Source organism: Streptomyces sp. NPDC021562 (assembly GCF_040640875.1).
Classification (GTDB): Bacteria; Actinomycetota; Actinomycetes; order Streptomycetales; family Streptomycetaceae; genus Streptomyces.
On record NZ_JBFACN010000030.1, the window covers coordinates 90,112 to 104,089 of the forward strand.

Below are 13,978 nucleotides of genomic sequence, written 5' to 3' on the forward strand. Positions count from 1 at the left end.
GGGGTCAGCCCGTGGCGGCGGCGGTGAACTCGCGCAGCGGGGCGAGGTGTTCCTCGCCGATGCGGGCGCGCAGTTCGGGCGCGGTGACGCCGAGGCCGGGCGCGGGGGCGAGGCAGAGGACGCCGACCTTGCCGATGTGCTGGTTGAGCTGTACGAGCCGGGTCGCCTCGGCGACCTCGGCCAGCGGATACACCGTCGAGACCACCGGTGCGACGCGGCCCTGCGTGAACAGGCGGGCGCACTCCGTCATCTCCTGGAGGTTGGCGATGTGGCTGCCGATGATGCGCTTGAGTTTCATCCACAGGTAGCGGTTGTCGAAGGTGTGCTGGTAGCCCGTGCTGGAACCGCAGGTGACGACCGCTCCGCCGCGCCGTACGACGAACACGGAGATCCCGAACGTGGCGCGGCCGACGTGCTCGAAGGCGATGTGCGGGTCCTCCCCGACCTCTCGGCGGATGATCGCGCCGAGCCGCTTGCCGGCCTTGACGGCGAGTTCGGCGTCCTCGCCGGAGTCGTCACCGATGCCGATCTCCTCGCGGTTGATCACCACTTGGCAGCCGAGTTTGCGGGCGATGGCCTCCTTGGCCTCGGAGCCCACCACTCCTACGGCGATTCCGCCGCCGTTGCGCACCAGTTGGGCCGCGTAGGCGCCGAGGCCGCCGGAGGCGCCCCAGATCAGCACGATGTCACCCTGCTTCATCCGGGCGCCGCGGTCGCTGACCAGCATGCGGTAGGCGGTGCCGCCGCAGACCGGGATGCTGGCGGCCTCCTCCCAGCTCAGGTGCGGCGGTTTGGGCACGAGTTGGCTGGCGCGGGCGACGGCGTACTGGGCGAGGCCGCCGTAGTTGGTCTCGAATCCCCAGGCGAGCTGGGCCTCGCTGAGCATGCCGTCGGTCTGGGTGGCCGGTTCCTGGTCGTCGACGTGGGCGGGGCTGACGATGACGTGGTCGCCGATCCGCCAGCGCCGTACGCCCGTGCCGACCCGTACCACCACGCCGGAGGCGTCGGAGCCGAGGACGTGGAAGGGCTGGTCGTGCCGGGCGGCCCAGCCGCCCTGGCGGGCGTAGGAGCGCAGGAAGCGGAAGGTGGAGAGTGGTTCGAACTTCGCCGACCACACGGTGTTGTAGTTGACGGAGCTGGCCATCACGGCGACCAGCACCTCGTCCGGGGCGAGTTCGGGCATCGGGACCTCGCCGACGTGCAAGGTGCGGCGCACGTCCTTGTCCGCCGCGTCGGCGAAGAGGTCCTCGTCCTCGACGCGCAGGTGGGCGGCGGTGAAGCGGGCGGGGACCGGGGCGGCGGCGAGTTGGTCCGGGGTGGCTCCGGACAGCACGGCGTCGGTCAGGGACATGGATACCTCAATCGCCGGTGGGCGGTTCGACGGACAGCGCGTGGTGGAAGACGTTGTGCGGGTCCCACCGGGCCTTGATCCGCCGGAGCCTCGGGTAGTTGTCCTTGTAGTAGAAGGTCGACCAGGGCACGCCGGAGGTGTTGTGGGCGGGGTCGGCCATGTCGGCGTCGACGTAGTTGATGTAGCAGCCGTCCCAGGTGCCGTCGGGCACCGGCACCCCGCCGGTCGTGGCGTAGACCTCCTTGTACATGCCGCGTACCCAGGCCAGGTGCCTGTCGTCCTGGGCCGGGTCGGTCCACCAGGCCTGGTACTGCATCTTGACCAGCGAGTCGCGCTGCGGGATCGCGGTGGCGTCCGGGGCGACCGCGGCGATCTGCCCGCCGTACGGGAAGATGATCAGGGAGGCGCCCGGGTTGCTGTAGTCCGCCGAGGTCAGGTAGCGGTGGATGGTCGCTGCCTGCTCGGTGGTGAAGTTGCCCTTGAGATAGGCGGACTTGGCCTTGACCCGGACCGCGGGGGCCGCGTAGTTGGACGTGGAGATGAACCGGGTGGCCTGTCCCCAGGTGGCCTTGGTGGGAGCGGCGACGAGGGCCTTGCGGATGCCTTCGGCGGTGCCCTCGCCGATCGCGGCGAGGTGGTCGGCCAGGATGTCCTCGGCGCCGGCCACGGTCGCGTCGACCTGGGTGATCAGGGTGAGGACGCCGGCCGCCACCTGGTTGAGGCCGAACAGGCTGGACAACGCGTTCTCCGGGGCGCCGGGGGTGCTGTGGTCGCCCAGCCAGCCGATGAAGTTGCGCAGCAGCCGGCCGAAGTCGGCCTCGTCGACGGCGCTCCACGGAATGGCCGCGATGTTCAGCAGGACGTGCGAGGGGGGTTGCGGCAGCAGGGTGCGCGGGTCGTCGCCGGTGGCGCCCGGGCTGCGGAACCAGTACCGCGTCACCACTCCGAAGTTGCCGCCGCCGCCACCGGTGTGCGCCCACCACAGGTCGTGGTTCGGGTCGTCGGGCTCGGCGGTGGCGACTACGGCGCGGGCCTTGCCGTCCGCGTCCACGACGACGACCTCCACGGCGTACAGGTGGTCGACGACGAGTCCCAGCTGACGGGACATCAACCCGTAGCCCCCGCCGCAGGCGTGGCCGCCCATGCCGACCGAGTAGCACAGTCCGGCGGGCAGGGTGACGCCCCACTTGTGCAGCAGGGTGTCGTAGACGTTGAGGAGGATCGCGCCGGGCTGCACGGCGAAGGCGCGGCGCCTTTCGTCGTACGACACCTCGTCGAGGGTGGACAGGTCGAGGACGACCTCGATCTCCGGGTTGTAGACGAAGTTCTCGAAGCAGCCGCCGCCGCTGCGGACCGAGAAGCGCTTGCCGGCGTCCACCAGTTCCTGGACGGCGGTCACCGCCTCGGCCGTGGAGCGGATGACCCGGATCTGGTCCGGAGTGCCGATCCAGCGCTTGTTGTAGCCGCTGGTCATGTCGTCGTAGCGGCCCTCGCCCGGAGTGACCACGATCGGCGCCGGTGCGCCGCCGTCCGCCGCCCGGGCGGGGCCGGCGCTGGTTCCTGCCACGGTGGCTCCCGCGATGGCGTATCCGAGTAGTTGTCTGCGGTCCAGGTCAGACACGTGCCACCGCCGGCATCTGGGTGATGGCGCTGACGAAGTTGCTGGTCACCCGGACCGGCTCGCCGACCTCGAAGTCCGGTGTCCGGCGCAGGAGCTCCTTGAGCAGGACGCGCAGTTCCATGCGGGCGAGGCCGTTGCCGATGCAGTGGTGGGGGCCTCCGCCGCCGAAGGCGATGTGCCGGTTGGGGGTACGGGCCAGGTCGAGGGTGAGCGGATCGGTGAAGACCCGCTCGTCGCGGTTGCCCGAGGGGTAGAACAGGGCCACCTTGTCGCCCTCGCGGATGCGCTGCCCGCCCAGCTCGGTGTCCCGGGCGGCGGTGCGGCGCAGCGTGAGCACGGGGGTGGACCAGCGCAGCAGTTCCTCGATGGCCGTACCGGAGCGGCTGCCGAAGTCGGCCGCCAGGAAGGCGCGTTGCTCGGGGAAGTCGGAGAGCGCCTTGCCGGCGTGGCTGATGGTCTGGCGCGGGGTGTCGAAGCCGGCGCCGATCAGCAGCAGGAAGAAGGCGCTGATCTCGGCGTCGGTCAGCCCCTCGCCGTCGACACGGGCCTGCACCAGGTCCGTCATCACGTCGTCCTGGGGGTCGGCACGGCGCGCCTTGGCGATCTCCACCGCCTTGTCCGAAACCAGTCCGACGACCTCGTTCACGATGTCGGCACGGTCCCGGCCGAGTTTCTCGGCCTCGTCCCGGCTGGACAGCATGATGGTGATCGCCTCGGTGAAGCGGTCCAGCTCCGCCGCCTCCAGGCCCAGCATGTAGGTCATCGTCCAACGCGCCATCGGCATCGAGACCTTGGCGACGAAGTCGCACTCGCCCGCCGTCGCGAAGTCCTCGACGATACGTCGGACCTCGGCCTCCATCGAGCCCCGCATCCGCTCCATCCGGGCCGGGCTGAAGGCGGCGGTGACCAGGCCGCGCACCTTCGGGTGACGGGGTGCGTCCATGGCCACGATGGACTGCGTGGCCTGGAGGATGTCGTCGGGCAGTTCCTCGAACTGCACGCCCTTGGCGGAGATGTACAGGTCGGGACGGCTGCTCACGGCGACGATGTCGGCGTGCCGGACCACGGCCCAGAACCCGTCGCCCTCGGGCGTGGGCAGCAGGCTGCCCTCGGGCGCCCGGTGCCAGGAGACCGGTCGCTCGTCGCGCAGGACGCGGAAGGTGTCGTCCCAGGCCGCCGGTGGCTGCGACCAGAACTCGATGGACGAGATGTCGGCGGTGTCGAACTGCCGGGCCACGGTGGTCACCAGGGTCTCCTCCTCGGAAGACGGCACACGGGGCCGGGGGTCGGCGCGCCGGGCACGTCGGGAACGACGACGGGCCTTCGGGTCCCGACGCACTGCTGAGCATGGGATCGTCACCCTGCGGGCGCCTTGTCGCATCGCTTGCGGCTTCCTTGCCCGTGGCTGCGCACCCGGTCGCTGTGGGTGGGGCCGGGCAGGTCCCGGCCCCGCCCGCTCATGCGGGATGGGGGTCGGACGCGCCCGCGGGGTCGGCCGGCCGGCCCGGCCGCGGTGCGCGGCGGCCCGGTGTGCGGGCGGTGAAGTGCGGGCCGGGTTCCCGCAGGGCCGCGTGCACGGCGGTCGCGCGCAGCCTGGCCCGTTCCGTGCCGGTCAGTTCGCTGAGCAGCACCTCCTGGATCAGCTGGTCCCGGAACGCGAGCCGGAACGGCGGTTGGGGCTCGCGTCGCAACAATCCGCAGCGCAGGGCCGCCTCGACGGCCGGCTCGGGGTCCGTGCCAGGGGTCACGACCTCGCGGACCAGTGCGAGTCCGAAGGCGTTGCCCAGCGCCGAACAGCAGCGCAGCACGTCCAGCACCGGCTCGGGCAGTGCCGCGACGCGCCGGCCCAGCGCCTGCCGGACGCCAAGCGGCACGTCGGCCAGTGCCGACTCCAGCGCGCCGCGGTCGTACAGCGGCCCGAGGTCGTCGACGCCCGCGAGGAACTGGAGCAGGAAGTACGGGTTGCCACGGCTGCGCTCGTGGAGGACGCGGAGTGTGTCGTCCGGGAGCCGGATGTTCGTGTGGGCCGTGAGGAGTTCGGCGGTCTCCTCCCGGGAGAGTCCGCTCAGCCGCAGGCTGCGGGTGCGCGAGTCGCTGAGGATGTCCGTCACGACGCCGCCGTCGAGGAAGTCCGCGGCCACCCCGGTGTCCTCGGCGATCACCACGACCGCGAGGGGCTCCCCGTGCAGTCGGGTGCGCAGCAGGGTCAGCAGTTCCAGGGAGCGCCCGTCGGCCTGGTCCAGGTCCTCCAGGACGACGACCAGGGGCTCCTCGGCGGTGAGCGCGAGCAGCGTCTCGCACATCGCGTCCTGGATGAGGAACCGGGTCACCGGCGGCGGCTCCTCCGCCGGCAGGGTGCGCCGACCCGCCTCAGGGTCCAGCATCAACGGGGCCAGCAGCATTCCGAAGCGGGTCTCGGCCCTGCGGAACGCCTCCGGGCGGGACACCTTCAGCTGGCGGAAGACCTGCGACCACACCCAGTAGTCGGGCGCGCCGTCCCCGGCGGTGCAGCAGCCCCACACGACCTCCTGGAGCTGGTCGGTGAGGTGCGTGGTGACCTGCTCGACGAGTTCGGTCTTGCCGACGCCGGTCTCGCCCAGTACGGCGGTGAGATGGCTGCCGCCGTTCAGCGCGTCGAGCAGGTGCCTGCGGAGTACGGCCCGTCCCCGGGCCCGTCCGACGAACAGGCCTCGCGCCCGGTGGGGGTCGGTCGTGCCGAGGGCGGGGGCGGGGGCGGTGTGCCTCGCGTCCTCGGACAGGGCCATGGACGCGAGGGAGGCCCGCAGCAGGGCGGAGTGGCGTGCGGCCCAGCCCGCCGACCAGCTGACCGACACGACCGGTACGACCGCGTCCGCGGGGCCGGCCGAGCCGGAGGGGGATGCGAGAGCGCGGTCTGCGTGCGCCGCCGGGGAGGTGGTCACCCTGGGCGCGACCGCGGCGGCCGACCGCACCACCGGCCCACCCGGTGGATCGGCGGGTGACGGCTCGTCGACGGGGCGGTGGGAGGGCTGCGGGGGCGGTACGACGGCGGACCGCGGCGCGGCGACGGACGGTAAGGGGTCGGCTGCCGGAGCGGCGGACTTGGGGGGCCTGGGCATCGGCGGGCCGGGAGGGGTCGGCGGGGTGGCGGGGACCGCCGGGCCGGGCTCAACGGGCGCCCACGGTCTCATCGGCTGCGGGCCGGCCGTCGCCGCCGGTCGCGCCGAGTCCGTCGGGCCGGAGGTGGCCGCCGTGGCGGCGGTGGCCTCGGCGGGGCCCGTGGTGCGCGTGGTGTCCGCGGCGTCCGTGGCGTCGCTCCTCCCCTCGGCGGCCCCACCGGTGCTCGCCGACAGGCGTGCGGGGCTCTCCGGCAGTGCGAGGCGCTGGTGGAGGATGTCCGAGTGGACGCGCTGGAGTTCCGCGCCCGGATCGACACCGAGTTCCTCGGCGAGGTGGCGGCGGGTCTGTTCGTAGAGCCTGAGGGCCTCGGCCTGGCGGCCGAGCCGGTACAGACCGGTCATCAGATGGCCGACCAGGCGTTCGTGACAGGGGTTGTGCTGGACCTCCGGGTAGAGCGTCCGCACCGCCCGGTCCGCGTCGCCAAGCGCCAGGCAGGCGTCGGCCTGGGCTTCCAGGGCCGTCAGCCGCAGCTGGCCCAGGCGTTCGTTCTCGTCGGCGATGGGGCGGTAGGAGACCAGTTCGAGGTAGGGCTGGCCGCGCCAGAGACCCAGCGCCTGTGACAGCTGGTGATCGGCGTGGTGGTAGTGATGGGCGGCGAGGGCGTTCCGGCCGTGCTCCACGAGCCGCTCGAACCGGTAGGCGTCGACCAGTTCGGGATCGAGATCGAGGACGTAGCCCGGGGACAGATGGCTGAGCCGGGCCCGGCCGCCGCCGTCCTCCCGGGTTCTCGCCAGCGCACGGCGCAGATGGGAGACGTACGTCTGGAGCGTGGCGACGGGGTGACCGGGCGGGCGCGGTCCCCAGAGTTCGTCGACCAGCTGCCCCACGGCGACCACGGTGCCCAGCCGGACCAGCAGCAGCCCCAGTAACGCGCGGTGGCGCAGTGGCCCGAGGCGCAGTGCCTGTCCGGCGTGCAACACGGTGAGCGATCCGAAGACACGCAGCTCCCAGGTGTCCTGGGTGGTCCCCTGCCCCGGAGCAGTCGTCTCCCCGGCGGCCCCGGATGTCAGCGTCACCGTGCCGGTCCGGCCCCTGGCCATGTGTTCGAACAGTTCGGTCATACCCTTCCTTACATCCACAGGGAAGTGTCGGAAAATGCGGGTACCAAGTGGTGGTACTACACGTGAACTGCGGTAATTTTCGGGTCAAAGAAGCCTTATGAGCCGAACTGAACGGCGAATTGTGACGCCCGTGTTCGCGCGTTGCGACGTTTCCGGTCCCGCCTGAATTTCAGCCCCACTCACTCCCCCCTCCACGGGTGCGACAGTTCATCGACACAGCTCACCATGCCTTTGCGCGATGCGTTCCCACCAGAGCCCGCCACCAGGTCGCATCGGTGTGCGATCGTAGGACACCAGATGTGCCGAAAATGTGACGCGCCGTGAGAGCGCTCCCTCGACAGACGCATTCCGGCCATCGCCCTCCACACGGAATGAGCAAAACCGGCCGTACGGCCCGAACATGCGCACATCACATTCGAATAGGTTTACCCTCTGTCATGTGTGGTTGACCGTAATGGGGCCCGTGCGGGCCTGGCAGGACAACGTGGAGCTGGACCTCGGTCCGGCCAAACGGCAGGCGCTGCTGGCCCTGTTGCTGGTCCGGACGGGGCAGCCGACCAGCCTCGGCACGATCATCGACGTGCTGTGGGAACAGGAACCGCCCCACAGCGCTGCCAACGTTGTCTACCGCCACGCGGCCGCGATCCGCCGTCTCCTGGAGAGCGGCGACCAGAGCGCGGACCGGCGGGCCGCTCGTCTGACGCGGGTCTCCGGCAGCTACCGCCTCGACGCCTCCGCCGCCAGCCTCGACCTGCTGAACTTTCGTGAACTCACCCGGCAGGCACGCGCGTCGGCCGCGAAGGGCGCCATGCGGGAGAGCGTCAGGCTGCTGGCCCGCGCGCTGCGGCTGTCCAAGGGGCCGATCGCCTCCGGGATCCTGCCGCATGTCGCCCAGCACCCGTACTTCGTGGCGGTGGAGGGCGAGCACCTGGCGGCGGTCAAGGAGGCCGCCGGGATCGCGGCGCGGCTGGGCGAGCCGGGCGCCGTACTGGATGTGCTCCAGCCGGCCGCCGTCCAGCACCCGTTGGACGAGATGCTGCAGGCTCAGCTGGTGCAGGCGCTCGCCGCATCGGGCCGGCAGGCGGAGGCGCTGCGCGCCTATCACGCGGTGCGCGCCCATCTGGACCAGCAGCTGGGGATCGCGCCCGGGCCCGAACTGCGTTCCGCGTACGAGGACCTGCTCCTTCGAGGAGCCCAGGCCGCCCCGCCCCTGCCGGGCGCCGTCGTCCCGGCCCCCCGGCGACCGAACCCCAGGCCCACGGTCCCGCGTGCGCTGCCCGGGCAGCGCACGTCGCGGGTACGGGACGCCGTCCCCCCGGGCCGATTACCCGCGACGCCCGAGGACTTCGTGGGCCGGGAGACGGAACTCGCGTTCCTCGGCGCACTGTCACCGGCGGACGAGGAGTCCCCGCTCCCCGCCCGGGCACCGGAGCCGGTCCTCTCAGGTCCCGAAGGACACGAGCCGGACACGGACTCGTGTGTGCACCGGGTGCCCGCACATCCGGTGGCGCGTGTCACCACCCCCGTGGCCGTCCCCCCGCCCCCGGTGCCCGCACCGGTGGTGGCCGTCGTGGGTCCGGCCGGCATCGGAAAGACCGCGCTCGTGGTGCGGGCCGGGCACCGGTCGGCGGCCCGTTCGACCGACCGGCAGGTCTTCGTCGACCTGCAAGGGCACTCCCTGCACGGCACCGCGCTCGACCCGGAGGAGGCGTTGCGCAGACTGCTGGTCGCCCTCGGTACCCCCGAACACCGGGTCCCGGCCGGACTGCGGGCACGCACGGCGCTGTACCGGGCCCAACTGGCCGGCCGCCGGGTGCTGGTCGTCCTGGACGACGCCCGGGACGCCCGCCAGGTACAGCCGTTGCTGCCCCGTTCCCCCGGCTCCGTGGCCCTCGTCACCAGCAGGGATCCGCTGGACGAGTTGGTCACCACCGAGGGGGCCCACCGGTTGGCACTCGGTCCGCTGGAGCCTGCGCACAGCCGTGCGACGGTAATCCTTCGGCTGGGTGCCGAACGGGCCGACGCCGAGCCCGAGGCGGTGGCCGAGCTCGCCGCGTCCTGCGCCGGAGTCCCGCTGGCTCTGACCCTGGCCGGCTCCGCCGCCGCACTCCGGCCGGAGACCCGACTCGCCGTCCTGGCCGCCGAGTTGCGGGGACACCGCGCCACGACCGACGGCAGCGGCCCCGCGGGCGCCGCGGCCACGGCGGACACCGTGCGCGGGGTGCTGGCGTGGTCGTACGGACAACTGGCCGCCGACACGGCCCGCATGTTCCGGCTGCTCGCGCTGCACACCGGCCCGGACATCGGCGTGACCGCCGCGGCCAGCCTGGCCGGGGTGCCTCCCGAGGTGGCCCGCGCACTCCTCGACGACCTGGTCAGGGCCCGGCTGCTCGACGCTCCGGAGCGGGACTCCTACCACCTGCACACGCTGCTGCACGAACTGGCGCTGCGGCTGTGCCTCGCGCGCGATCCGGAGGACCTGCGCCGGCTCGCGGTGCGCCGGATGCTCGACCACTACGTGCACACCGCCCGGGAGGCGGCACTGCTCCTGACTCCGCACCGGAACGTGTCCGAGACGCTTCCGGCGCCCCAACCGCGCACCAGCCCCGAGCCGCTCGGCAGCCGCGCGGAGGCCGCCGCCTGGCTGGACCGCCGACTGCTGCCCGTCCTGAGCGCCGTGGTGGCGGAGGCGGCCGAACTCGGTCTGCACGCACACGTCCGCCAGCTGGCGCTGGCCCTCGAACTGCCACTGGACCGGCGGGCCCGCTGGGCCGAGCAGATCGCGTTGCAGCGCACCTGTCTGCGCACCGCCGAACTCCAGGGCGACCTGACGGCGCGGGCGCGCGCGCACCGCGCGCTCGGCTTCGCCCACGGGCGGCTGGGCAGGCACACCGACGCCCACACGCACCTGCGCCGCGCGCTGACCCTGTTCGCGGAGGCCGAGGACCATCAGGGCCAGGCCGCAGTGCACCGGTGCATCGCCTTCCGGGCCAACGCGGCGGCCCGTCACCGCCAGGCCCTCGACCACTACCACCGCTCCCTGGAGCTGTACCGGCGGGCGGCGGACACCATCGGCGAGGCCGACGTCCGCAACGACATCGGCTGGACGTACCTGCTCCAGGGCGACTACGCGGCCGCCCTGGACCCGTGCGAGCGCGCCGCCGAACTGTTCCGCGCCGCCGGGCACCTGCCCGGCGAGGCGACGGCGCACGACAGCCTCGGCTACGCCCACCACCACCTCGGCACCCACGACCGGGCCCTGGACCATTACGACCGGGCCCTCGCTCTCCACCGCGAGCTGGACGACCGCTACCTCGAGGCCACCACTCTGATCCACATCGGGCACACCCGGCTGGCCCGCGGTGAGCGCGCCGGGGCGACCCGCGCCTGGCAGGAGGCGCTCGCCCTGCTGGACGCGCTGCGCCACCCGGACGCCCGCGATCTGCGCCGCAAACTGAACGGGGCGGGGTGACGCGGGCCCCCGGGAACGTGGCCGCAAGCACCCGGCAAGTCCTCCTTCAGGATTCCGCAAGCCTCCCCGTCAGGGATCCGCAAGGCGCCCGCCCGTGCCCGGCAAGGGCTGCGGACCATGCTTCCGGCAGCAACCCGTAGTACCCGGAGCAGGGACGCGGTCCCGTGGCCAGGAGGGCGCAGTCGTGCAGGAAACCCAGGTGACCGAGGAACTGGACGTCAGTTTCGTCCAGGCCCCCCACGAGGTGCTGAAGCGGCTCCGCGAGGCCGGACCCGCCGTGAAGGTGATGCTGCCGAACGGCTCGCTGGTGTGGATCGTGACCCGCTACGAGGAGGTGCGGCAGGCTCTCACAGAGCCGGCCCTGAGCAAGAACTTCAAGGGTCTCAACGAGCTGATGGCCAAGCACACCAAGGAGGGGCACGCCCCTAAGCAGTACGACGAGGCGCTCGTCGGCCACATGCTGGCCAGTGACCCGCCGGACCACACGCGGATGCGCCGCCTGGTCAACAAGGCGTTCACTCCGCGCCGGGTGGAGAGCATGCGGCCCATGCTGGAGGAGCTGACGACCCGGCTCCTCGACGAGATGGACAAGCACGACGAGATCGACCTCCTGGAGGCGCTCGCCTACCCGGTCCCGATGGAGCTGCTGTGCACGCTGCTCGGGGTGCCGGAGGCGGAACGGCTGGCGTTCGGCCGGTACGCGGCGGTGGTGCTGTCCGACCTCGCACCGGAGGGCTACGAGGAAGCCACCCGGGCGATGCGCGAGTACCTGGTGAAGCTGATCCAGGTCAAACGCGACCATCCCGGTGACGATCTGCTGAGCGCGTTGATCGCCGCCCGTGACGAGGACGACAAGCTCAGCGAGGGCGAGCTGCTCGCCACGATCTATCTGATGTTCTCGGCCGGCACCGAGACGGCGGTCAACCTCATCGGCAACGGTGTGCTCGCCCTGCTCACCCACCCCGGTGAACTGGAGAGGCTGCGGGCCGATCGCTCGCTGCTGCCGCAGGCGGTGGAGGAGTTCCTGCGCTTCGACGGCCCGGTGAACCTGGCCACCTTCCGGTACACGGTCGAGCCCGTGGTGCTCGGCGACGTCACCATCCCGGTCGGCGAGGTGGTCATGGTGTCCCTGATGGCGGCCAACCGCGACCCCGAACGCTTCGACAACCCCGAGCTCCTCGACATCACCCGGCCGATCGGCGGCCAGATGACCTTCGGGCACGGCATCCACTACTGCATGGGTGCGCCGCTGGCCCGGCTGGAGGCGGAGATCGCCATCGGCCGGCTCCTCGACCGTTTCCCCCACCTGGCCCTCGCCTGCGACCCCGGCGAACTCAAGTGGCGGCTCAGCACGGTCACCCACGGCCTGGAGAAGATGCCGGTCCGGCCGCACGGGGACATCTGACACACCGCCGGCCGCCGTGCCCGTCGCCTTCCCCGGCGGTCGGGCGGCGGTCGGCTTCGCGGGTTCGGCGGTCCACAGAAGGGATGTCTTGATGGGTGCGGTGCACGACTCGTCCACGGCCGCGGGCCGTTCCTCGGCCTCCGGTGCCACCACGGACGCCCATGCCGAGCCGGTCGCGGTGATCGGCCTGGCATGCCGGCTGCCGGGCGCCGCCGACCCCGCGGCCTTCTGGCAGTTGCTGCGGGCGGGCCGCGACGCGATCACCGAACCGCCACCGCACCGGCACCCGGCGCCCGGCGCCGACACCGACGGCCCCCGGCCCGGCGGCTACCTGGACCGCGTCGACGGCTTCGACGCCGCCTTCTTCGGCATCTCGCCCCACGAGGCCCAGGCCATCGACCCCCAGCAGCGACTCGCCCTCGAACTGGGCTGGGAAGCGCTGGAGGACGCCGGTATCGCCCCCGACTCCCTCGGTGGCTCTCCCGCAGGCGTCTACGTCGGCGCGATCGCCGACGACTACGCCACTCTCCTGCGCCGCGGCGGCCCACAAGGCATCACGCGGCATGTGTTCACCGGCGTCCAGCGAGGCCTGATCGCCAACCGGCTCTCGTACTCGCTCGGGCTGCGGGGCCCCAGTTTGACGGTCGACTGCGGCCAGTCCTCTTCACTGGTCGCAGTCCACCTGGCCGCCGAGGCGCTGCGGCGTGGCGAGGCGGCACTCGCCCTGGCCGGCGGCGTCCACCTCAATCTCGCCGTCGAGAGCACCACCGAGGTCGACCGCTTCGGCGCGCTCTCCCCCGACGGCCGCTGCCACACCTTCGACGCCCGTGCCAACGGTTTCGTCCGCGGCGAGGGCGGCGCCCTGGTCGTGCTCAAGCCGCTGTCCCGGGCGCTGGCCGACGGCGACCGCGTCTACTGCGTGCTCAGCGGCACCGCCGTCAACCATGACGGTTCCGGCGAGGGCCTGGCCGTGCCGAACGGCGAGGCCCAGCGCGAGGTCGTCACGACGGCACTCGCTCACGCGGGTGTGCGCCCCGAGGACGTCCAGTACGTCGAGTTGCACGGCACCGGCACCCCGGTCGGCGACCCCGTCGAGGCCGCCGCGCTCGGCGCGGCGCTGGGCACGGCCCCGGGCCGGAGGGCCGCCCTCGCGGTCGGCTCGGCCAAGACCAACATCGGGCACCTGGAGGGCGCGGCCGGCGTGGTGGGCCTGCTCAAGGCGGCTCTGTCCCTGTATCACCGCGAACTGCCCGCCAGCCTCAACTTCCGGACGCCGAACCCCGCGATCCCGTTCGACCGGCTGCGGCTGCGGGTGCAGACGGAGACGGGCCCCTGGCCCTGCCCGGACCGCCCGTTGGTGGCGGGCGTCTCGGCGTTCGGCGTGGGGGGTACCAACGCCCACGCCGTGCTGACGGAGGCACCGCCGTCGCCACCGGACGAACCGGCCGTCGCCCCCGACGGAGCGGTGCCGTTGGTGGTGTCCGCGGCGAGTGCGCAGGCGCTTGCGGCGTTGGGCGGACAGCTCGCCGACGCGCTGGAGGGCGGGCAGCAGCACCTCCCCGACGTCGCCCACGCCCTGGCCACCACCCGCGCCCTGCTCCCGCACCGGGCGGTCGTGGTCGCCGAGGACCACCAGAGCGCCCTGGAGGGCCTGCGGGCCCTGGCCGACGGTGTCAACGCACCGCACTTGATCACCGGGGTGGCGGCTCCTTCCGGACGTGGCCCCGTCTTCGTCTTCCCCGGCCAGGGCTCCCAATGGGCCGGCATGGCACGCGACCTCTACCACACCGACCCCCACTTCCACGACGCCCTCGACACCTGCGCCACCGCCCTCGACCCCCTCACCGGCTGGTCCCTCATCGACACCCTCACCACCACCGACGACACCTGGCTCCACCACGTCGACAAA

Annotated in this window: 7 protein-coding genes; 3 read left to right on the forward strand and 4 right to left on the reverse strand. The window is 72.5% G+C overall.

Annotation, left to right across the window (positions count from 1 at the left end; translation table 11 throughout):
* Positions 1-4: 4 nt before the first annotated feature.
* The 4 genes from ccrA to AB0G52_RS34330 form a co-directional block, all read right to left on the reverse strand.
* Positions 5-1,351, reverse strand: a complete 1,347-nt coding sequence (ccrA, locus tag AB0G52_RS34315) for a crotonyl-CoA carboxylase/reductase (protein WP_361341985.1) — start codon at positions 1,349-1,351, stop codon at positions 5-7.
* A 7-nt stretch (positions 1,352-1,358) separates the two neighbouring features.
* A complete protein-coding gene (locus tag AB0G52_RS34320) occupies positions 1,359-2,918 on the reverse strand; it encodes a BBE domain-containing protein (protein WP_361341988.1) in 1,560 nt (519 codons plus the stop codon).
* A 46-nt stretch (positions 2,919-2,964) separates the two neighbouring features.
* Positions 2,965-4,218: a cytochrome P450 gene (locus AB0G52_RS34325; RefSeq protein ID WP_361341991.1), complete on the reverse strand. Its 1,254-nt coding sequence runs from the start codon at positions 4,216-4,218 to the stop codon at positions 2,965-2,967.
* A 211-nt stretch (positions 4,219-4,429) separates the two neighbouring features.
* The gene (locus AB0G52_RS34330) at positions 4,430-7,192 is read right to left on the reverse strand and encodes a BTAD domain-containing putative transcriptional regulator (RefSeq protein WP_361341994.1); all 2,763 of its coding nucleotides are present in this window, start codon (positions 7,190-7,192) and stop codon (positions 4,430-4,432) included.
* Between the two features lie 439 nt (positions 7,193-7,631).
* On the opposite strand from AB0G52_RS34330, the gene AB0G52_RS34335 reads away from it, so the two are divergent.
* The 3 genes from AB0G52_RS34335 to AB0G52_RS34345 form a co-directional block, all read left to right on the forward strand.
* A complete protein-coding gene (locus tag AB0G52_RS34335) occupies positions 7,632-10,664 on the forward strand; it encodes a BTAD domain-containing putative transcriptional regulator (RefSeq protein ID WP_361341997.1) in 3,033 nt (1,010 codons plus the stop codon).
* Between the two features lie 184 nt (positions 10,665-10,848).
* Entirely contained in the window at positions 10,849-12,069 is a 1,221-nt protein-coding gene (locus AB0G52_RS34340) for a cytochrome P450 (protein WP_132891824.1), read from the forward strand.
* 91 nt (positions 12,070-12,160) lie between these two features.
* Positions 12,161-13,978: beta-ketoacyl synthase N-terminal-like domain-containing protein (locus AB0G52_RS34345; protein WP_361342000.1), on the forward strand; the 1,818-nt coding region annotated here is incomplete at its 3' end.